A 20,158-nucleotide genomic window follows, 5' to 3' on the forward strand; every position below is an offset into this window, starting at 1 on the left:
AAGGACATGATCGATGATCGCGAGTGTGGAAACCCCAATCTCTGCATAGTCAGAAAAACCTCTGAATTCAACCTATCCGCCATTTTGCAAGAGGTCTCTTAAAGCATGAAAACGTATCTATGACTGTCTCGGCGAGACCGATTACTTCAGAACTCCCTTTCCTGGAGACCAAGCTCTACCTCCCCAAATGGTCTGCTGACTTGGTCTCGCGCTCGAGACTGATCGATCGCATTCACCCGCAGCGCAAATTAACACTGGTCTCAGCCCCAGCCGGTTTTGGCAAAACGACGCTGCTAGCAGAATGGGTAGCTGCCGTACCAACGAGACCCGTTGCCTGGGTTTCCTTAGACCAGAGTGACAATGATCCTGGTGTTTTCTGGACCTATCTGATCACCGCTCTGCATAAAATTCAACCCAGCCTCGGTGAGCGATCGCTCTCGTTACTGCAATCACCACAGCCCCCCTCAATTGAGTCGGTCTTGATGACGTTGCTCAATGAGCTGACTGCCGTTGAAGCGGAGTTTGTTCTGATCCTTGATGATTATCATGCGATCGCAACCCAGGCCATTCATGATGGGATCGGCTTTTTGCTCAGCCATTTGCCGCCCCAAATGCATTTAATGATTGCCAGCCGTGCTGACCCGCCCTTATCTCTGGCGCGGTTAAGGTCTCACGGAGAATTGACCGAGCTCAGGGTGAGCGACCTGCGGTTCACGCCGGAGGAAGCGGCGGCTTTTCTTAACCAGGTGATGGGGTTAGAGGTTTCGGCGGCGGACGTGGCCGCTTTAGAGAAGCGGACCGAAGGCTGGATCGCCGGGCTACAGCTCGCGGCGCTATCCCTGCAAGGGCGCGAGGATATCCCTGATTTTGTGGCGGCTTTTTCGGGGGACGATCGCTACATTGTGGACTATCTGATGGAAGAAGTCCTACAGCGGCAAAGCGATCGGGTCCGTCACTTTTTGCTGCAAACAGCCATTTTGGAACGGTTGAACGGTTCTCTTTGTGATGCCGTCACCGACCAAAACGATGGCCAGGACATGCTGGAAACGCTGGAGCGTGGCAACCTGTTCATCATCCCACTGGATAACAAGCGCCAATGGTACCGTTACCATCACCTATTTGCCGATGTGCTCCTGGCTCATGCTCGGATAGAGTGGCCAGACCGCCTGCCCAGCCTGCATGGACGAGCCAGTGAATGGTATGAGCGGCGTGAGCTGATCTCTGAGGCGATTCGTCATGCCCTGGCCGCTCAAGATTTTGAACGAGCGGCTGATCTGATCGAGCCGGTGTGGCCCACCCTGCGCAATCGCCAGCAGGAAGCCACGGTGCTGAGCTGGATGAAGGTGCTGCCTGACTCGCTGATTCGGGCTCGCCCCATTCTGAGCGTGGCCTATGCGCTGGTATTGCTGAACGCTGGCCAGCTAGAGGGGATTGAAACTTATTTACAAGATGCTGAACGAGCGTTAGCACAGTTGGCCGACAGTCCTGCCGCCGTCCAGGCACAACGGATCGCGGTAAATGAAGCGCAGTATCGGTTTTTACCCGCTTCCATTGCCAATACCCGGGCCTTTCGAGCCCAAGCGCTGGGTGATTTCGCCAGCACCATCACCTATGCCCAACAAGCGATGACGCTGTTACCTCCCGATGAGGGGTATGAATGGGGCACGACCGCTGCCTTCCTCGGTTTGGCTTACTGGTCTAGCGGCAATGTAAAGACCGCGCACCGATCCTTCGCTGAGGGATTGATGGTATTTCAAAAGCTAGGCGGCATCCAAATTGCAGTCTGTGGCACCTTAGTTCTTGCAAATATGGGGATGGCGCAGGGGTGGCTACGGGCAACAGCCAAAACCTGCGAGCAGGCCTTACAACTGGCAGCGCAACAGCGTGTGCCAATTCTGCAGGGGACAGCAGATCTGCATTTGGCGTTAAGCGAGATTCACTACGAACAGGGGGATCTAGAGGCCGCTAGCCAGCTACTACAAAGGGGTGAGGCCCTGCGTGAGCGGGTACCAGGCGCTGACGGCGCTGACTATCTATGGTGGCTAGTCAAGGCTCAATTAAAAGCAGCTCAGGGAGACCTAAACACTGCCCTTGACCAACTGCACGAGTCCGCGCGGCTGTATCGACGATCGCCCGTGCCGAATGTGCGCCCAGTCGAGGCCCTGCAGGTGCGGTGGTGGTTGCGGCAGGGCCGGTTGGCTGAAGCCCTAGACTGGGTGCGGCAGTGCGGTTTGTCGGTAGACGATTCGCCAAGCTACCTGCGGGAATACGAACACCTGACCCTGGCCAGAGTTGCGATCGCTCAGTACAAACGTGACAACACTGATGAGTTGATCCATCCGACAATTAGCCTCCTGACTCGACTGCTGGCCGCCGCCGAAGCCCAGGAGCGCCCTGGCAGCATCATCAAAATTTTAGTAATTCTGGCTTTAGCTCATGAGGCTCAGGGGGATGTTTCGGCTGCGATTTCATCCCTAGAACGGGCCTTGCTCCTGGCCCAACCAGAGGGCTACGTCCGCATCTTCGCAGAATGTGGAACCCCGATGGGACAACTGCTACAGGAGGCCATGACTCGCGGCATCACCCCCACCTACACCCAACGGCTATTGACCGCCTCAGCAACCTGGGGCCAGCAGCCCAAAGCGCCATCCGTATCCTTTGACAAAGCACAGAACGAACTCAGGGCAGGCTCCGCCTCACCCCCTCACCCCCTCTCCCCCTCATCTCCTCATCTCCTCATAGAACCCCTCAGCCAACGAGAACTGGAGGTGCTGCGACTACTCAATACCGAACTCTCTGGCCCAGAAATCGCCCGTGAACTAGTCGTGGCCTTGAGTACCGTGCGCACCCATACCAAGCGGATTTACAGCAAACTCAATGTCACTAATCGGCGGGCTGCTGTGAAACGAGCGATAGAGCTAGAGCTGATTTAGGCGTTTGTCCCCACAAGCCCCATCCATAAATCCCCACATTTAACCCCCACATGTGGGGACACCGGCTCCCCATATCCGTTCGTACTTTTGAGTTGTAAACGGCAGTCGTGATTAGAGCAGGCGATCGCGAAGCGCTGACGTGTCAGTTCGCAACTCCCATGAACCAACCAAACCGTTCAACCAACGATCATCTCCCCCTTGAACAGTATGAAATTTGTGTCAGGGGCCATCTTGATCCTCGTTGGAGCAATTGGTTTGAGGGATTCGAGATCGCCCTCAAAGACAACGGTGAAACGCGGTTATCTGGCCCGGTTGTTGACCAGGCTGCGCTTTTTGGACTGCTGATGAAAGTACGCGATTTGGGACTACCGCTGGTCTCGGTGAATTCGACTCAGGCTGAACGAACAGAACTCTCAGACAGGCAAACAGGAGAACACCCATGAATTTGCAGAAGCAGATATTGACGATAGAGATGAAAGCGATGCTCTCGACCCTGTGGATGTTTTATCTCTTCAACGTCATCTTTCGAGATATCCACGAATTTATTGAACCGGGTTTCATTGAACAGGTGATGACCGGGACCATTGATGGCTTTCAAATTACCGAACCGCTGCTGCTGTTTGGGGGGTTTGTGGCCGAAGTGCCGATCTCGATGGTGCTGTTTTCCCGGCTCTTACCCTACGGCCCCAACCGCTGGGCCAACATCATCGCCGCCGTGATTACCCTCGGGTTTGAAATCAACAACGGCACCAGCGATATGGACGATACGTTTCACATGGTCATCGAAATGGCCGCTTTGTGCTTCATCATTTGGTCGGCCTGGCGGTGGCGAAATCCATTTCCCAAATCCTACTCCACTACCCAGGAGACATAAGTCATGAACGCATCAGCTAAATTTTGGAACAAAGTTGCCGACGGTTATGTCAAACAGCCGATCGCGGATGAAGCCGCCTACCAAAAGAAATTGCAGGTTACGCGAGACTATTTTCAGCCCAGTATGAATGTGCTGGAATTTGGCTGCGGCACTGGCTCAACCGCCCTGGTCCATGCCCCTTATGTGCACCATATTCGAGCGATTGATTTCTCAGTCAACATGATTGCGATCGCTCAAGCAAAAGCCGCTGAACAGAACATTCAAAACGTCACCTTTGAGCAAGCCAGCATTGACGAATTGAGCGTCCCGGACGGCACTTACGATGCTGTCTTGGGCCTGAATGTGTTGCACCTGCTCGCTGATAAGGAAACCGCGATCGCCAAGGTTTATAAAATGCTCCAACCAAGCGGAGCTTTCATCACCAGCACCATCTGCATGGGGGATACGATGGCTTGGTTCAAGCTGATTGCCCCCATCGGTAAAGCCTTGGGACTGTTTCCGCTCGTCAAGGTCTTCACCGTCAAAGACTTAGAGACCAGTTTGACCGATGCGGGGTTTGAGATCGACTACCAGTGGCAAGCGGGAGATTACCAATCGCCTATTGGTAACGCCAAGATCGTATTCATCGTGGCCAAGAAACCTGAGCCGCGTTAAGGAAGGAATTCCGATGAAAAAAGTGCTGTATTTGGCAATACGGGGGCCGGAAAATCCACCCTCAGCCGACGTCTAGGGGACATAACCGGACTCCCCTGGGTGCCCCTCGATTCGATCCAATACCGGCCCGGCGGCGACGAAGTGCCCCATGCCGAGTTCAAGGCCGCGCATGAGGCGCTGTTGCAACAAGACCAGTGGATCGTCGATGGCTTTGGGTCAATGGATACCGTTTGGGAACGACTGAACGTGGCCGATACCCTGGTGTATCTCGATATGCCCGTATGGCGGCATTACTGGTGGGTGACAAAGCGATTTTTGACCGGCCTTTGGGTGCATCCTGCCGGTTGGCCGGAGGGGAGTTCATTGCTAAAAGGGACGCTAAAGTCTTACCCCACCGTCCGGCTGTGCCATGCCAAACTGACCCCCAAATATCGAGAGTATGTGGCGCAAGCGAAGGCAACCCAGCAGGTCTATCACTTGCGATCGCGCTCAGATATCGAGCAGTTCTTTCAAACGGTAGCAGCCGAGTTCTAGCCATAAGTGCTGGGGCAGTCGCTAAGGAATATGGCAGACGGCCCCGTTCAACCATCATTTTTGAAAACTAGCCATGAAGATCTTTATTGCTGGTGCCTCAGGCACCATCGGTCACGCGTTGATTCCTCAATTAGTCCAGGCTGGCTATGGGGTTACAGCGTTATCTCGCACACCGCAAAAGCTCCACACCCTGAAACAGATGGGGGCAACGCCAGTGTTAGGCGATGTGTTTGACCGCCCACATCTCAACCAGCTGATCGCTGACGCGGCACCGAATGTGGTGATTCATCAGCTCACCCGTCTGGGAAGTCAGGCCCAAGATCCCTTCACTGAAACCAATCGCCTTCGCACCGAGGGCACAGCGAATCTGATTCATGCTGCCCAGCGTGCCCAAGTTCAACGGTTCATTGCCCAAAGCGTGGCGTTTCTGAGTCATTCACCCAGGGGTGAACTCACCCATGAAGCGACGCCTCTCTATCTGAATGCCCCACCTCCTTTAACGTCTGTGGTCGAGGCTGTTGGGAGTTTAGAACAGCAAGTGTTGTCGTTAACTGAAATGACGGGGGTGGTGTTGCGGTACGGTCACTTCTACGGACCGGGTACCTACTACGCCAACGATGGCGCGATCGCGATCGCGGTTCGCCAAGGGCAATATCCCATCGTTGACCAGGGAACCGGAACGTGCTCCTTTGTTCACATTGAAGACGCCGCCACGGCAACGGTACAGGCGATTACCCAAGGTGCATCGGGTATTTATACCATCGTTGATGATGAGCCGGTGTTGCTGCGGCAATGGCTCTCAGCCTATGGTCGCTTACTCCAAGCCCCTGCTCCGCCTGTGCTCACAGCGGCAATGGCCCGTACTCAGCTCGATCCCATTTCGCTCTACTTTGCCACGCAACAACAAGGAGCCGTCAATCAAAAAGCTCGGCAAATTTTAGGCTGGCAGCCTCGTTACGCAAACTGGCACGCTGGGTTTCAAACCATGCTGGCCGCCTAACCAAACCATGCAGGGGCGCGGCGCTCTGATGTGGACGTTGCCGCCCTGTTGTTGAAGACCTGTGAGGAAATCGTGGCCCAAAAATCGAGGTAAATCGCCATGAATCTGCAACTGGATCACGTTTTTATTCTGGTGGAACCGGAAGCTGAGGTGGCAGACCGACTGCTGGAATCGGGGTTTCAAGAAGGGCCGAGCAACACCCACCCTGGTCAGGGCACGGCTAACCGTCGGTTTTATTTTGCCAATGGCATGCTGGAGTTCATTTGGGTGCGCGATGCCCATGAGGCCAAAACTGGCCCTGGTCGAGATTTACAGTTTCCGAAACGCTCTGAAGACCCAGCCGCCTCACCGTTTGGCATCATCTTCGTGCCTCGCCAAAACGCGACCAGTGGCGATCGCCCCTTCCCCGGCTGGCATTATCAACCGGCCTACTTTCCACCGCCCCGAGGCTTCCATGTAGGGGCCAACTCCCACAACCTGACCGAACCGCTTTGTTTCTACTTCCCGTTTTACGATCCGGGGGTACCCAAGCCGCAGCCCCAGCGGAACCCCCAGACGATCAGTGACATCGTGATTGCGACTCCCGCAACCGATACCACAGGGGTGTTAGCCCTGGCGTCCCAATGCGATCGCCTCTCCATCTGTTTCGGTCCTGCCCATCTCATGGAAATCACGTTGGACAATCACGCCGCCGGACGTACGGAAGATTATCGTCCTGCCCTGCCGCTCATCCTGCGTTGGTAGACGAGCCTGGTTTTTTCAGCCCTTACAGCCATTGAACTGAACTAACTCGACGACCTGTATCGCCCTCTGGAATCAGAGGGTCAATTTCATCATGCTTTTGAAAACAACCCTCCCCCTATTCATGCCCTGGACCACTGCGCCCAGTATCGATACCCTGAGATCGCTTTACGATGCCTCTGCCGATCTCTGGGACGACTATCTGGCCCGTTTGGGGCAACTCCAAGATTATCAACTGCTGTTCAAAAGTCGGGCTGTTCACAACTGCTTGAGCCATCTTGACCAGACCTCTAAAATTCTCGACTGTGGCGTGGGCACCGGAGCCTTCAGTCTGGCGCTTTTAGACAGTATCGCTCACCCAGTTCATGTCTCTGGTGTCGATATTTCCTACCCCATGTTGACCCATGCTCAACAGAATTTGAAAAATCGGAGCCCGGCTCTCGATTTGCGATGGGGAGATATCAGGCGTTTGCCCTTTGCCGATGCAGCTTTCGACGCGGTTATCTTTGCCCATGTGTTGGAGCATCTGGCCGACCCCGTTGCAGCCTTGCATGAGCTGGTGCGAGTCCTGAAACCGGGTGCCCCGCTGATTGGCTCCGTGACTCGCAAAGGACTGGGTCAAGTTCTCATGTCCCTGCGCTGGAAAAATCGAGGATATACCTTTAACCAGCTGAGCGCTTTCCTGCAAGCCGCCGGACTTGAGACTGTGAGGTCGTTTGACTATGACACCGGCTGGTCGAAATGGATGTGCATCGCGGCGATCGGGGTTAAACCCGGAAGAGCGATCGCGGTATCCTCTCAACATTGATAAGCGCAATCGCCCAAACATCATCCCGATAATTCTCAGCATTTGGGAGGGTGATTATACTGGATACGTCTACCTAATCACCTATATCGGGGTATTGGGCTGACGAATTTCTATCTAATCAACCGTATGAGGGGATTAGACCGAAATTTTTCTGCCTAAACGCTCGTATAGGGGAGTTATGTGGAATCATTCTCTCCAATAAATTTTTATGCCGCGAGTCTCGGTTGGGACGGTAACCGCAAGGCTATCTGTTGATGTTCAACCGCAAGAAAGCTCGAAATAACCTACGGAGCTGTGTTTCGAGCTTATTACCAAAACGATTATTCCGTATATCTAAGTTACGATCGTTGTGTACATGAGCAGGAAGGTTTATCCATGAGCCTTGCTTTAGAGCGTGAGACCCCGCCTCTTCGTGAAGACGAAACCGGAGCGATTCGGGTTGGAAATTCAAGGGTTTTACTAGAGACTGTGATCCGAGCTTTTCAAGATGGTGCGCCTCCTGAATCTATCGTTCATCGTTACTCGACTCTATCCTTGTCTGATGTCTACAACACAATTGGCTACTACCTTCGGCATCAAGATGCTGTAGAGGTGTACTTGAGTCAAAGAGAGCAGTTGGCTGATGCTGTACAACAACGTTTATTGGATATTCAGCCTGATTTGAGTTCCATCCGTGCTCGGTTACTGTTTCAACGGAATGCTTAGCAGCGGATGTGTTGAGCTTGTTGAGTGATGAGAATTTTAATGGTGACATTGTTCGGGGATTGATGCTGTGTCAGCCCAATCTTGATTTGCTTCGAGTTCAAGATGTTGGTTTGCGAGAGGTAGACGACCCAGCCTGACTGCCTGACACATCTTTTACTCTAGTCGGCAGGATAGAGAGCGGATGCGAGAGAACCAGATTTGGTCGTAATAGTCGTGCTCCGCTTTTTTGGAGGCAAAACAAGGCTCTGGGTCACGGACTAACAGCGCTATCGGCTCTAGAAGCTGTCGTCCTTTGTGAACGACTCCCTTAAGCCAGCGCAATCCAATCTTGAGGTAGCTGAGTCCGCGCCGCCAATGAGGGTCTACCTGCTGCCTAAGGCCTTCAATCTGAACCGCCATGCCAGTGGTTGTTCCATAAAGCAGTGCAATAGCGGCCACTAGATAAAGTCGCTCAAGGGCTACCGCTGAGCGGATTCGGGAGTCTTCAATCTCGAAAGCTCCTGATTTGCTATCCAAAAACAGCTCCTCTACTCTGAAACGCAACGCGTAGCGCCAGAGCGTCTGCAAGGTAGGCGGTTCATCGGTGATGACGGCCCAAGGCTCTTTGACGCCTTTAAGCGTCGCCAGCACGATGTTGCACTGGTGGGAGCCATCCTGCCACAGCCTGACATTTCGATAGAAAATCGCCTCGCCTTTTGGCGGCCACAGATATCTCACTTCAGTCGGATAACGCCTTGGCCCGTGCAGCAGGACATCGCAGGGCACTCGCAAGCAGTAGTGCCAACTGCTCGCTTGCAACCAACTCATCAAGTCGTGGTTGGCAAAGCCTCGGTCGGCCAGCAGCATTAGGTTCGGGTACTGCCTCAAAAGCCACCGGGCACGGCGCAGCAAAGGGCGGTATTCTTCAAAAGCCACCGTTGCACTGCCATGCTCAAGCACTCGCCACAGTAGCGGGACTGCTCGTCCGCAGCACACCACTGACAGGTGAATCATGCAGTATTGGTTCCACAGCACCGTTGTATCGAGTGCCAGATACAGCCGCTTGCCCTCCCACTGCCTCAGCGTCAGCAGCACCAGCGGTAGGTAGAGCTGATTTATCTCAACGAGCCGGTTGCCGAAAAATCGATGCCACCGCCGCTCGAAGCTTTGCGCTTTGTTGGCACGGCTTATCACGTAGGACTCCCAAGCAGGTGGGCTCAGCTCACCACTACAAATCAGGGCGGTGACCATCCAAGATAGGGCTTTGATATGGCGCAAGTCCCGGTAGTGGCTGTATTGACGCAGATAGTGCAGCAGTTGATCATAGAGCTGGGTAGAGCTTGGCATGTCGCTTTGGCCGTCAGTGTGGTAACTACAGCCTCGCACACGAGCTCTGCCTATTTCCTCTTTGTCCTGATATGACTACCTTTCAGCTACTTCTGTCAGGCACTCAGCGACCCAGCTATCTTGGCTTGGGCAGCAAGCAATGGGCGTATTCTGCTCACTCATGATCGAGCAACGATGCCGGATTTTGCTTACAACCGTCTGGTTAGAGGAGAGCTGATGGCAGGGATGTTTGTGGTCAATGATCGAATGCCTATTCGGCAGGCGATTGATGATTTGATACTGCTGGTAGATTGTAGCGAGCAAGCAGAATGGCAAGATGTCGTATTGGGCACCTCGAAAAATAGCCAGAGCGATCTCAGTATGAGATCATAAGGTCGGTTTTGTTGAAGCACGCAGGCCATGGGACAGCAGGGATTCTGGGATATCGAAGAGCGCCAGCAAAAACTGGAGCAAAAGAAGGCGGTACTGAATCGGTTGAATCAACTGGTGCCGTGGGAGACCTTTCGTCCGATTCTGATGCAGATTCGAGAGAAACCGCGCAAAAGCCAGGCCGGTCGTAACCCCACCGATGTCCTGTTACTCTTCAAGATGCTGGTGCTGCAAAAGCTATACAACATCAGCGATGACGAACTGGAATATCAGGTCAACGACCGACTGTCCTTCATGCAATTTCTCGGTTTGGGGCTTGAGGATAGAGTCCCGGATGCAACGACGGTGTGGCTCTTCCGAGAACAGTTGCAGCAGCACGGCTTGGTGGAGGCGTTGTTCGAGCAGTTTGGAGCCTATCTGCAAGGGGCAGGCTATGCCGCCAAGGATGGGCAAATTGTGGATGCGACCTTGATTCCAGTTCCCAAACAACGCAACACCCGTGAGGAGAACCAAACCCTCAAGCAGGGTGAGGTTCCCGTTGAGTGGCAAGAGACCCCTCATCAGCTCGCGCAAAAAGATGTTGACGCCCGATGGACGAAGAAAAATGGAACGTCCCACTACGGCTACAAAAACCACATCAATAGTGATGCCGGCTTTAAGCTCATTCGCCGTTACAGCGTCACCGATGCGTCGGTCCATGACTCGCAGGTCTTGGGCGAGTTGCTCGATGCGGATAATAGCGGCGATGGACTTTGGGCCGATAGTGCGTATCTCTCCGTGCTGATTGTCGAGGTGCTGAAATTGATAGGGTTTGAGCCGCATATAAATGAACGGGCCTATCGCAATCGCCCCTTAAGCGAGGCCCAGAAAACCGCGAATCGAGAGCGCTCCAAAACCCGTGCCAGAGTGGAGCACATCTTCGGAGATGTCGTCACCAGCATGGGTGGCAAGGTGGTGCGCAGCATCGGGTTAGCCCGTGCCCAGACCCAGCTAGGTCTGAAAAATCTGGTGTATAACCTGAAGCGGTTTGTGTGTCTCGAAACCCAACGTGCTGCATCGGCTGAACTGGCAAGATAATCGGACCTAAAGCCGGGAAATCGACTTAAACGTGGTCTTCCAACCCTATTTTTTTGTCAAAATGGGAAGCTTTTTTCGGTGGAATGTCTCGGACTCTCTTTGAGTCACCTTGACGGTCTCAAATGAGACGCCATTAGCTAAAGAAAACTGATTAATCGAGGTCCCCTATTGTATCTGCCGTTGTGAGAGCGTAGTTAAATTCAGCCACAGCAGACATAACAACGCCCATACATACCGACGCCAAGAGGTTACTTGTTAGGCATCGTTAGGTGATCTGCTGTGGGTGATGAGCACCATTAGAACGTAGAATTTGCTACTGGGTACGATAGGCTTTCGGCATGATGCCGGTCAATTGTCGAATTCTTCGGCCAAAGTGGCTGTGGCTGTTGAAACCGCAGTCAAGGGCGATCGCCCAAACGCACCTCGATAATTCTCAGCATTTGGGAAGGTGACTATACTGGATGCGTCTACCTAATCATCGATATCAGGGGAATTAGGCTGACGTGATTCCACCTATCTGCCCAAAACAGGATCTTAGGCTGACATATTTCCACCTATTTACCCGTATGAGGATCTTAGGTGGAAACTTTCCCTGTAAATTACGAGTTAGGTCATTATTGCATTATTGAGTAGAGGAGGCTTCTGGAGGAGGAGAATATGTCTATCAAGGCTGAGGTTGGTCATGTTATCTGGCACGATCTCCTGATGCAAGATGTCACCAAAGCAAGGAATTTCTACGCCGACTTACTGGGTTGGAAATACCAGGTTGAATACGCCTCTAACTTTGTCTGGAAGCCTGGTGAAGCCGAATATCCGTTAATTCTTGCTAATGGTGAGGCACATGGAGGCTTTGTTGATCCTGGACAGACCACCCTCTCCCGTTGGATTGCCTATGTGATGGTTAAGGATGTCGATGCTATAACGGCAAGGGCAAAGAGTCTTGGGGCAACGATTGTTCGAGGGCCTTTTGATACACCAGGCGTTGGTCGTAGTTCGGTAATTCAGGATTTGCAAGGTGCGGTCATTTGCCCTACCTTTCCTACACATAACTTCCCCGCTCCTAGCGGTACTTTCCTTTGGGATGAACTCATTACCGACGATGTTGAATCAGCAAAGCGATTCTATGGCAATCTGTTTGGCTGGAAATCCCACTACATCAACGTAAACCGGACTGATAGCTATGCTGTCTTAAAATGCACTGATGATACTGATGCGGTTGGAGTCACGAATCAATCTTTTGGTACGGTAGGATTAGCTGTCTGGGTACCATATCTTGCAACTGACGATATTGATGCAGCCATCACCAATGCCAAGGCATTGGATGCGAGCGTGTGCGAAGAAGCAACCTACATGCCCAGTGGTGCGCGGAAAGCCATCCTCGCAGACCCAACAGGTGCCGTTTTTGGTCTCTTGGCAGCAAGTGAATTCCGCATAAATGAGTTGAGTATAAGGGCGTAACATGACCTAACACTGTGTTGGTGCGGACGGAACAGAGGTTATCGGTTAAAGTTCAAGGTGATCTGCCGCTGCACAACTTCACCGTTAAAGATGAGTGGTGGATTATATTTGGTAACTCATAGGGACAGCTGATGCAAATCACGATTAACCTTCCACCCGACTTAGAACAAGACTTGATTCGTCAGGCTTCCCAATCCAACATTCCGCTGCAAACCCTGATTTTGCAGGCCTTACGCCAGGTAACTCAACCCACTGCTGCCGCCACATCCCAGTGGCCAGAGATTGTCTTGTCTTACGAAGGCACCCCCGACTTCCCCACATTTGAATCCTACCGCGACGAACTCCTGCCACCCCGTGAACCGGAACTGTTTTGATGCGCTATCTCCTCGATACCTGCGTCATCAGCGACTTCATCAAAGGCGAAGCTGGAACACTAGCAAGACTCAAGCAAACGCCACCGGTTGACGTCGCCCTCTCAGCCATCACCGTAATGGAATTACGCTACGGCTTAGCCCTCAATCCGCAACGGACTCAGAAAATTGAACCCGCGATCGCCAGCATTTTATCTTCTGCAAACATCCTGCCTTTCAGTAATGCCGAAGCCGAACAGGCTGCTCAAATCCGGGCTGTGCTTAAATCTCAAGGACAACCCATCGGCGCTTACGATATCTTGATTGCGGCTACTGCCCTGCAACATGGTTTGATTATGGTTACAGCAAACCAGCGAGAATTCGAGCGAGTTGCCAATTTACAGGTCGAGAATTGGCGACAAGGCTAAACGAGCAGCAAGTGCTGGTAACCGCAGACTAACCCTGCGTAGCAGCGGATGGGCTAAAGCTGCTGGTATCGGTGTCAAGGTTGCTTGCTGCCGCACAACTTCGCCGATTAAAAAGTGGAATTTTCTACTGGGTACGGTAGGCTTTCGGTGTCATCCCGGTCAGTTGCCGAAATTTGCGGCCCAAATGGCTGTGGCTGTTAAAACCACACTCCAGGGCGATCGCCACAATCGGTTTATCGGTGCGCTTCAGCAGTGTCTTCGCCCGCTCTACCCGTTGTTGCAGCAGATATTGATAGGGCGACAGACCCAGCGATCGCTTAAAGAGGCGACCGAAGTGAAATTGGCTGATATCCACCAATTCTGCCAATTCTGCCAACGTAATTGCACTCCCTAAATGGGCATCGATATAGTCCGATACTTGCAGGAGCTGACGTTGAGGGAGTCCGCCTGCATAAACGGGTAACGGCGCTCTTGTGGTTGTGTGGTGGCGCAGCAAATGGACCGCCAACACATTGGCCAGCGACTCCACATACAACTGGCTGCCAAACGATTCACGCTGGAGTTCGCTCAGGAGCATGGTCGCGATCGCATCAATGTGTGGATCGCGGGTTTGTAACGTGGGGACGAGTTCGATGCGATCGCAATTCTGCTCCAGCGTCTCCCCTGCTACATGGCGCACAAATGAGTCCTGAATCCGCAGTTGCACCATGTGGACATCCCCCTCGGCCTGAGTCGCCAGCGTCGTATCTGCCGGAGTCACCAGTAAATCGCCCTTGCTGTACAGTCCAGCTTGGGTGCGACCCTCTTGCCGATGGGAAAATTTGAACGGGCGCGGCGACAGGAACAGGCCCAGGGTATGTTCATGCGGATAACTCCATGCATCCGCGCCCGTTTCATCGCGACAGACATGACGAACATGCCGAATAGCCAACGGTCCCCACTGCCGGGTCACATGCCATTCAGCTTGAGCAGACCATTCCGATGATGAAAGGGAGGCTTGAGACATGGGACTCTAGCACAATACAGCACCAACCTGACAGCGCTCCTGAGCAAGGGCATCTCACCCAAGTCTAGCGTCCTGAGAAAAACCAATAGCAAGAATGTGCCAAGTCAGCGGGAATTAGATAGCGGTGCAGCTATGTTTTTCCTAAATTAAGGCTAAATAGGCGAGTTCTCGATTTAGGAACATGATGAAATCAAGCCCCAAAAACACAGATTTAGAACGCAAGTCTTTACTCTCAACGCTGTGGGTCTTTGTCCTTTTGAACATGGTCTATGCCGACATTTTAGGAATGTTACGACCTGGATACTTAGACTTTTTAGATCAGATGAGTCAGCAACTGACCGGCAGTACGGTGTTGTTCTTTGCCCTGTTCATGGAGGTCGCGATAGCAATGATTCTCCTATCTCGCGCCTTAGCGTACAACGCTAATCGCTGGGCGCACTTTATCGCTATTCCGCTAACGATTCTGTGGGTTGTCGTGCCTGCCCTCATGCCCTCCCTGGGGGAGACAACCCCACTCTCTTACGTGTTTTTTGCCTCGATAGAAGTGGTGACGATGGTGTTCATGTTTGGGTACGTGTGGCAATGGCCTCAGTCAGAAAGTAAGTATAACCAGATCCGGTAGAACCACCGACCTTTGGCCGCAGTACTTCTCTAAAAAATTTCATTGTCTAATGGAAGCAGATTCCACCATGAAAGCCATCGTTTTGACCCAATACGGATCGCCGGACGATCTGGAGCTGAAAGATATTGAAACGCCGACGCCTAATGATGACGAGGTCTTAGTCAAAGTCCAGGCCACCTCAGTCAATGACTGGGATTGGTGCCTTGTCAGGGGCAGTCCCTTTTACATTCGGCTGCTCTGCGGCTGGCGCAAACCCAACATCCAGATCCCTGGTGCGGAAGTCGCGGGTCGAGTCACAGCGGTGGGGCCAAACGTCACCCAGTTTCAACCCGAAGATGCGGTCTATGGCGACATTTCTGAGTGCGGCTTTGGCGGCTTTGCAGAGTACGTCTGTGTGCCGGAAACCGCCCTAGCTCTAATGCCTGAAAGGATGGCCTTTACTGAGGCGGCGGCAATTCCCCATGCCGCGATGCTGGCCGTGCAAGGGTTAATGGATGTCGGGCAACTGCAACCAGGCCAAAAACTGCTGATCAACGGGGCAGGTGGGGGTGTGGGTACCTTAGGGGTGCAAATTGCCCGTGCGATTGGGGTTAAAGATGTGACGGGCGTCGATCGCGCCAGCAAATTTGCCCTGATGCGCTCAGTCGGGTTTACCCACACCATCGATTACACCCAAACCGATTTCACGACAGGGCAAGAACGGTATGACCTGATTTTGGATACCAAGACCAATCGTTCCCCTTTCAAATATTTGCAAGTGCTCAATCCTGGCGGCACTTACGTGACCGTTGGCGGTTTAACACCACGCCTGTTCCAGGTGCTATTGTTCGAGCCAATGATTCGCTGGTTCACCCAGAAGACCGTGCGGTTAGTCAATCTACAGCCGAATAAAGATCTGGCCTATGTGAACGAGCTGTTTGCAGCGGGTCAGCTGAAACCAGCCATCGATGGCCCCTATCACCTGAGCGAGGTTCCCAGGCTAATTCAGTATTTTGGTGCCGGTCAGCATCAAGGAAAAGTCATTATTACCCTCAATCCCCACAGGACTCACCCCTGAATCCCCACATCTGGGGACAACGGCTCCCCACATCCGTTTGTATTTTTGATCAGATATCCAAACAGGAGCATGATCGTGAATTTGCAGAAGCAAATGCTGACAATGGAGACGAAAGCGAAGCTATCCACCCTGTGGATATTTGTCCTACTCAACGTAATCTTTCGGGACCTGCATGAATTGGCTAAGCCGGAATATCTGGAAGAGTTAATGAACGGACAAGTAACAGAACAAATGCTGCTGTTGGCTGGTTTCATGATCGAGGTGCCGATCGCCATGGTGCTCCTCTCTCGACTGTTGCCCTATGGTGCCAATCGCTGGACTAACATCATTGCCGCCGTGATTGTCCTCTCGCTTCTCATCATGTATGGCACAACCGATCTAGACGATACCTTCTTCATAATCGTTAAGATCGCCGCGCTGTCACTCGTCATTTGGACGGCATGGCGGTGGCGAAACCCTTATCTCAAGCAACATACAATTGGTCAGGAGGTGTCGTCATAAAATCTGTTGTTCAGACATTTACCAACTTGATAGGAGAACATCAAAATGACTGATAAACAACATTCTCTGCTGAAAGCATCAGACATCAATTCAATGGATGCGTTTGAGTTTCATCATCCGCTCAATCCCAATTCGGAAATTTATTTACGGTTTCTTGGGCGTGCCGTCGGTCTCAAACGCATTGGTGTGACGATCGCTCGCGTACCTCCGGGTAAAGAATCTTTCATTTACCATGCTCACCAGAATGAAGAGGAATGGGTTTACATCTTGTCAGGTCGAGGGATTGCGGAAATTGGAGATAAGGAATACGAAATTGAGCCAGGAGACTTTATGGGATTTGGGCTGCCTCAACAACCCCATCATCTTCGTAATCCATTTAGTGAAGACCTTGTATACCTGATGGGTGGAGAAGCAGGACGCTTAGATGTTGGCGTTTTTCCTCGGCTTGGTAAACGAGTGATTCGGGATAGTGAGTCAGCTTACATATTTGATGAGTCAGCGCTTCAACTTTTTTGGAGCAGTAAGCAATCTGCTGAGGATTGATGTCTGCTGGAGCGATCGCTGCATAACAATTCAAATGCAACGGGAACCGAAAGCTACAGATGCTGAGTTCGCTTCTGTCTGCTGCCGATTTGAGCCGTTAGGCGGCTTGTGAAAGAGAAGAAACCCATGAAAAAAGTTGCTGTATTTGGCAATGCGGGCGGGGGAAAGTCCACCCTCAGCCAACGTCTGGCGGATATGACCGGGCTCCCTTGGGTGCCGCTCGATTCCATCAAGTACCAGCCCGGTGGCGGCGAAATGCCCCAGGCCGAGTTCAAAGCCGCCCATAATAACCTTCTGCAACAAGACCGCTGGGTCGTCGATGGCTTTGGCTCCCTGGATACCGTGTGGGAACGTCTGGATACCGCCGATACCCTGGTGTATCTCGATATGCCCATATGGCGGCACTACTGGTGGGTCACGAAGCGATTCCTTCAAGGGGTTTGGGTGCCGCCTGCTGGCTGGCCGGAGCGGAGCCCGCTATTGAAAGGGACGCTGAATTCCTACTACACGGTCCGACTGTGCCATACCAAACTGACGCCGAAATATCGGGAGTACGTAGCAAAGGTGAAGGCTACAAAGCGGGTCTACCATCTGCGATCGCGCCAGGACATCGCTCAGTTTTACCAGACCATCGCCGCGCAAACTGACGTTACGTTACCCAGGAGTTGAATCATGGCTCAAGCCACCCAATTTTGGGACAAAATCGCCGAGAAATACGCCAAGCAGCCCATCGCTGATGAAGCCGCTTACCAGAAAAAGCTAGCGGTCACCCGCGACTACTTTCGTCCCGACATGGACGTGCTGGAGTTTGGTTGCGGTACAGGGACCACGGCCATCCTCCATGCGCCCTACGTGAAGCATATCCGCGCCATTGACGGGTGCCAGTAGCCACTGGAGCAGATCAACTCGATTGGGCTTAACGCCGAACCAGTCAGCAATTTTGCTGTAGAGGTCGCCTTGGAGATGATACCGATCCGTCGCTGCCTGAATGTTGGCAAAGCTAGTCTTGATGCGATCGCATCGTTCCGGCGGTAGTGTCGAGAGTACATTCGCTGCTAACAAGGCTTCTTGAAGGCGTTTCAGGTCCTCGGCATAGTTTTGCTTGAACTGATTCAATCTATGATCATATTTCTGCTCACAGCCCTGCTCCAAGCGGTGATGGATGAGAGGTATTTGCTGTTCGACTTCAGCCTCTACCTCCCGGCCAATCGTACTATCAATCACCTTGACGGTGGCCAACAGCGTAGTTGGCAGTAAACTGAGCACGATTTTTTCCTGAGCCTCTGACAAGTTAGCTGGCAACTTAATCAGGCCAACCCCCAAACCGAATGCTGAGGCTGAAAGCGTTCGGCTCTGCAGGAATGAGTATGCTGGTGTAGTAGATGCTATACCGTATCGCTATGGTACCTCTCTTGAGTGAACTCTTGGGGTTGTCTGGCATTGATGTGGAGTCATACCAGGAGAGCGAGGATGGCTTGATTCTGGAGGTAGAAGCGCACAGGGACACAGCAATCTGTCCTCGCTGCGGGACTTTGAGCCACCACCTCCATCAGAATCATGGCTACCTGGTGCGTGACCTACCCATCAGCCATTACCGGAAGACCTGGTTACGGGTGAATCGCCGCCAGTTTAAGTGTTCGACCTGCGGTAAACCCTTCAGCGAGGAGCTGGAGTTTGTCGGCGCGCGTCGGGTGTACACGGACCGGTATGCCGAGGTGGTGGTGAGTGAGGTGATTCATAGTAATACGGCTAATGTGGCGCGACAGCACGGGTTGAGCGAAGATATCGTCTGGTCCATGGTGGAGTATGTCAGCGAAAAAAAGTCTGTATTGACTTGAGTAGATTGCGGCGGTTGGGCATCGACGAAATCGCGCTACGTAAAGGTCACAAGGACTTTGCTGTGGTCTTGAGTGACCTCGATACTCACAGGCTGATTGGGATGGCTCCAGCGCGGACTCATGCGGCGATTGAAGCCGTGCTCAACACCTGGGGTGCCGAAGTGCTCTCAAACATTGAAGAAGTCAGCATGGATCTCTCCGGCAATTACCGGGGCTTAGTGCATCGCCTGATGCCTCAAGCCGAGATTGTGGCCGACCGTTTCCATGTCATGAGTCTGGTCAATCAGGAATTGAATCAAGCCCGTAACGCCCTCCGGCGGACACCCGAGGCTTTAGCCGAGGGCGTCACTCCTGAGGCGGCTAAAGCAGCGCTCAAATCCAGTAAGTATGCCCTCCTCAAGCCAGAAGCCCATCTCACCAAGACCCAGCAGGACAAGCTCGTTGAGGTCAAAGCTGTTTCGCCGAAACTCGCCTTGATGCATCAGACCAAAGAAGCCTTTAGGACTCTATTTGAGGCTCAGTCTTGGGCTCAAGCCCTGCCGGGTTTCCTGGGCTGGATGGGAACCGCGCAATCCCTCTACCCCGAGGCTGTGGCAACGATGAAGCGATGGTTTGGCGAAATCCTCCAGTACTTTGAACACCGCACCACAAGCGGTGTCGTCGAAGGCATCAATACTCGCCTAAAGTTGATCAAGCGCTCTGGTTACGGGTTCACCAACTTTGAGCGATTTCGGCTCCGCTGCCTCATCTGCTGGCATTTTTCTCCTGCTGCTGCATAATTATCCCAGGAGAGCCAAGCGTTCCCGCCAACATCGCAGCTGGTCTGAGCCTAAACAGTGATGTCCAAGACATAAGATGCCTCCCAAAAGAGAACTAGGATGGTCTATGGCAAGTCCAGCTCGAATCATCACCCTCTAGCCCCAGACTTGCACAGCGATTATCTACAGGGACTCAACCTAAAGCTGCATCAATCTCGACCGCAGCGGCAGGCTAGAGGGGCAACAATGAGCGTCAGTCCTTGCCGCCCCAGCACATGAACGCGAGCCCCAGACTCCACGGTGACGTTGCCAGGGCAACGAGCCTTCCACCAAGTGGCTTGATATTTCACATGACCGGGTCGACCGGGGCGAATGGTTTCGGTGACGACCGCCTGATGATTTGACTCGTCATAGATGTCTTGGAGTGGTAAGCTGGCCGAGGACGTAGGGAAGTGGGCATCTGATTGATAGGAATGGCCGTTGGCAGGCTGGCAGGTAAATGGCTTATAAAGAAGGTTGCTTAGCATGGTAGCGGCTCCTGATTTGGGGTAAACTCGTGTCAATTTATCGCTACTT

At 52.8% G+C, this 20,158-nt stretch carries 26 protein-coding genes and 2 pseudogenes; 24 read left to right on the forward strand and 4 right to left on the reverse strand.

What is annotated here, in order from left to right; genetic code table 11:
• Positions 1–119 precede the first annotated feature (119 nt).
• From XM38_RS07375 to XM38_RS29350, 10 genes and pseudogenes are all read left to right on the forward strand, one after another.
• Positions 120–2,933 carry a LuxR C-terminal-related transcriptional regulator gene (locus XM38_RS07375; protein WP_187329321.1) on the forward strand — a complete coding sequence of 938 codons (2,814 nt, stop codon included), beginning with the start codon at positions 120–122 and terminating at the stop codon, positions 2,931–2,933.
• Between the two features lie 158 nt (positions 2,934–3,091).
• Positions 3,092–3,376 (forward strand): hypothetical protein, encoded by a 285-nt coding sequence (locus XM38_RS07380; protein WP_080812200.1) that lies wholly within the window; start codon positions 3,092–3,094, stop codon positions 3,374–3,376.
• The gene (locus tag XM38_RS07385; protein ID WP_080812202.1) at positions 3,373–3,807 is read left to right on the forward strand and encodes a DUF6326 family protein; all 435 of its coding nucleotides are present in this window, start codon (positions 3,373–3,375) and stop codon (positions 3,805–3,807) included. The genes XM38_RS07380 and XM38_RS07385 overlap by 4 nt, the downstream gene beginning before the upstream one ends.
• 3 nt (positions 3,808–3,810) lie before the next feature.
• Positions 3,811–4,461: a class I SAM-dependent methyltransferase gene (locus tag XM38_RS07390; RefSeq protein ID WP_080812203.1), complete on the forward strand. Its 651-nt coding sequence runs from the start codon at positions 3,811–3,813 to the stop codon at positions 4,459–4,461.
• A gap of 99 nt (positions 4,462–4,560) precedes the next feature.
• On the forward strand, positions 4,561–4,995 hold the full coding sequence (locus XM38_RS07395; RefSeq protein WP_256995545.1) for a P-loop NTPase family protein: 435 nt from the start codon (positions 4,561–4,563) through the stop codon (positions 4,993–4,995).
• Positions 4,996–5,068: 73 nt separating this feature from the next.
• The gene (locus XM38_RS07400; RefSeq protein ID WP_080812208.1) at positions 5,069–5,995 is read left to right on the forward strand and encodes an NAD-dependent epimerase/dehydratase family protein; all 927 of its coding nucleotides are present in this window, start codon (positions 5,069–5,071) and stop codon (positions 5,993–5,995) included.
• A gap of 99 nt (positions 5,996–6,094) precedes the next feature.
• Entirely contained in the window at positions 6,095–6,739 is a 645-nt protein-coding gene (locus XM38_RS07405) for a VOC family protein (protein WP_080812210.1), read from the forward strand.
• A 91-nt stretch (positions 6,740–6,830) separates the two neighbouring features.
• Positions 6,831–7,544 carry a class I SAM-dependent methyltransferase gene (locus tag XM38_RS07410; RefSeq protein ID WP_088429421.1) on the forward strand — a complete coding sequence of 238 codons (714 nt, stop codon included), beginning with the start codon at positions 6,831–6,833 and terminating at the stop codon, positions 7,542–7,544.
• Positions 7,545–7,919: 375 nt separating this feature from the next.
• Positions 7,920–8,249 (forward strand): DUF433 domain-containing protein, encoded by a 330-nt coding sequence (locus tag XM38_RS07415; RefSeq protein ID WP_088429423.1) that lies wholly within the window; start codon positions 7,920–7,922, stop codon positions 8,247–8,249.
• A gap of 8 nt (positions 8,250–8,257) precedes the next feature.
• Positions 8,258–8,383: pseudogene (locus XM38_RS29350) on the forward strand (DUF5615 family PIN-like protein); the annotation flags it as partial.
• A 19-nt stretch (positions 8,384–8,402) separates the two neighbouring features.
• Here XM38_RS29350 and XM38_RS07420 read toward each other — a convergent pair.
• Entirely contained in the window at positions 8,403–9,575 is a 1,173-nt protein-coding gene (locus tag XM38_RS07420) for a transposase (protein ID WP_080809504.1), read from the reverse strand.
• A gap of 174 nt (positions 9,576–9,749) precedes the next feature.
• Between XM38_RS07420 and XM38_RS07425 the strand changes: the two genes are divergently transcribed.
• Both XM38_RS07425 and XM38_RS07430 read left to right on the forward strand, forming a co-directional pair.
• Positions 9,750–9,947, forward strand: coding sequence for a hypothetical protein (locus tag XM38_RS07425; RefSeq protein WP_225889214.1), 198 nt, complete (start codon positions 9,750–9,752; stop codon positions 9,945–9,947).
• Between the two features lie 27 nt (positions 9,948–9,974).
• Entirely contained in the window at positions 9,975–11,021 is a 1,047-nt protein-coding gene (locus XM38_RS07430; protein WP_080806623.1) for an IS5 family transposase, read from the forward strand.
• Positions 11,022–11,334: 313 nt separating this feature from the next.
• Here the strand turns inward: XM38_RS07430 and XM38_RS28730 are convergent, their stop codons facing one another.
• Positions 11,335–11,430 (reverse strand): helix-turn-helix transcriptional regulator, encoded by a 96-nt coding sequence (locus XM38_RS28730; protein WP_137455233.1) that lies wholly within the window; start codon positions 11,428–11,430, stop codon positions 11,335–11,337.
• 248 nt (positions 11,431–11,678) lie between these two features.
• Here XM38_RS28730 and XM38_RS07440 point away from each other — a divergent pair, with 248 nt between their 5' ends.
• The 3 genes from XM38_RS07440 to XM38_RS07450 all read left to right on the forward strand — a co-directional run bounded on the left by XM38_RS07440 (position 11,679) and on the right by XM38_RS07450 (position 13,257).
• Positions 11,679–12,479, forward strand: a complete 801-nt coding sequence (locus XM38_RS07440; protein ID WP_080812216.1) for a VOC family protein — start codon at positions 11,679–11,681, stop codon at positions 12,477–12,479.
• 131 nt (positions 12,480–12,610) lie between these two features.
• Entirely contained in the window at positions 12,611–12,853 is a 243-nt protein-coding gene (locus XM38_RS07445; protein WP_080812217.1) for a hypothetical protein, read from the forward strand.
• Positions 12,853–13,257: a type II toxin-antitoxin system VapC family toxin gene (locus XM38_RS07450; protein ID WP_080812219.1), complete on the forward strand. Its 405-nt coding sequence runs from the start codon at positions 12,853–12,855 to the stop codon at positions 13,255–13,257. Before XM38_RS07445 ends, XM38_RS07450 begins: the two co-directional genes overlap by 1 nt.
• A 124-nt stretch (positions 13,258–13,381) precedes the next feature.
• Here the strand turns inward: XM38_RS07450 and XM38_RS07455 are convergent, their stop codons facing one another.
• Entirely contained in the window at positions 13,382–14,263 is an 882-nt protein-coding gene (locus XM38_RS07455; RefSeq protein ID WP_080812221.1) for a helix-turn-helix domain-containing protein, read from the reverse strand.
• A gap of 184 nt (positions 14,264–14,447) precedes the next feature.
• Here XM38_RS07455 and XM38_RS07460 point away from each other — a divergent pair, with 184 nt between their 5' ends.
• The 9 genes and pseudogenes from XM38_RS07460 to XM38_RS26355 all read left to right on the forward strand — a co-directional run bounded on the left by XM38_RS07460 (position 14,448) and on the right by XM38_RS26355 (position 19,603).
• The gene (locus XM38_RS07460; RefSeq protein WP_225889449.1) at positions 14,448–14,885 is read left to right on the forward strand and encodes a DUF6326 family protein; all 438 of its coding nucleotides are present in this window, start codon (positions 14,448–14,450) and stop codon (positions 14,883–14,885) included.
• A 67-nt stretch (positions 14,886–14,952) separates the two neighbouring features.
• The gene (locus XM38_RS07465) at positions 14,953–15,942 is read left to right on the forward strand and encodes an NAD(P)-dependent alcohol dehydrogenase (protein WP_080812247.1); all 990 of its coding nucleotides are present in this window, start codon (positions 14,953–14,955) and stop codon (positions 15,940–15,942) included.
• Positions 15,943–16,011: 69 nt separating this feature from the next.
• Positions 16,012–16,443, forward strand: coding sequence for a DUF6326 family protein (locus tag XM38_RS07470; RefSeq protein WP_225889216.1), 432 nt, complete (start codon positions 16,012–16,014; stop codon positions 16,441–16,443).
• 45 nt (positions 16,444–16,488) lie between these two features.
• Positions 16,489–16,986 carry a cupin domain-containing protein gene (locus tag XM38_RS07475; protein ID WP_080812225.1) on the forward strand — a complete coding sequence of 166 codons (498 nt, stop codon included), beginning with the start codon at positions 16,489–16,491 and terminating at the stop codon, positions 16,984–16,986.
• Between the two features lie 126 nt (positions 16,987–17,112).
• Positions 17,113–17,655: a P-loop NTPase family protein gene (locus XM38_RS07480; protein ID WP_080812227.1), complete on the forward strand. Its 543-nt coding sequence runs from the start codon at positions 17,113–17,115 to the stop codon at positions 17,653–17,655.
• A 3-nt stretch (positions 17,656–17,658) separates the two neighbouring features.
• A pseudogene (locus XM38_RS28735) lies at positions 17,659–17,862 on the forward strand (SAM-dependent methyltransferase); the annotation flags it as partial.
• Positions 17,863–18,105: 243 nt separating this feature from the next.
• Positions 18,106–18,243: a hypothetical protein gene (locus tag XM38_RS28740; protein WP_225889218.1), complete on the forward strand. Its 138-nt coding sequence runs from the start codon at positions 18,106–18,108 to the stop codon at positions 18,241–18,243.
• Positions 18,244–18,386: 143 nt separating this feature from the next.
• Positions 18,387–18,824, forward strand: a complete 438-nt coding sequence (locus tag XM38_RS26350; RefSeq protein WP_202978832.1) for a helix-turn-helix domain-containing protein — start codon at positions 18,387–18,389, stop codon at positions 18,822–18,824.
• Complete coding sequence (locus XM38_RS26355) at positions 18,821–19,603, forward strand: ISL3 family transposase (protein ID WP_202978850.1); 783 nt, start codon at positions 18,821–18,823, stop codon at positions 19,601–19,603. The genes XM38_RS26350 and XM38_RS26355 overlap by 4 nt, the downstream gene beginning before the upstream one ends.
• 188 nt (positions 19,604–19,791) lie before the next feature.
• On the opposite strand, the gene XM38_RS07495 is transcribed toward XM38_RS26355, so the two are convergent.
• Positions 19,792–20,109: an NfeD family protein gene (locus XM38_RS07495; RefSeq protein ID WP_080812231.1), complete on the reverse strand. Its 318-nt coding sequence runs from the start codon at positions 20,107–20,109 to the stop codon at positions 19,792–19,794.
• Positions 20,110–20,158 lie beyond the last annotated feature (49 nt).

It is taken from the genome of Halomicronema hongdechloris C2206, assembly GCF_002075285.3.
GTDB classification, from domain to species: Bacteria; Cyanobacteriota; Cyanobacteriia; order Phormidesmidales; family Phormidesmidaceae; genus Halomicronema_B; species Halomicronema_B hongdechloris.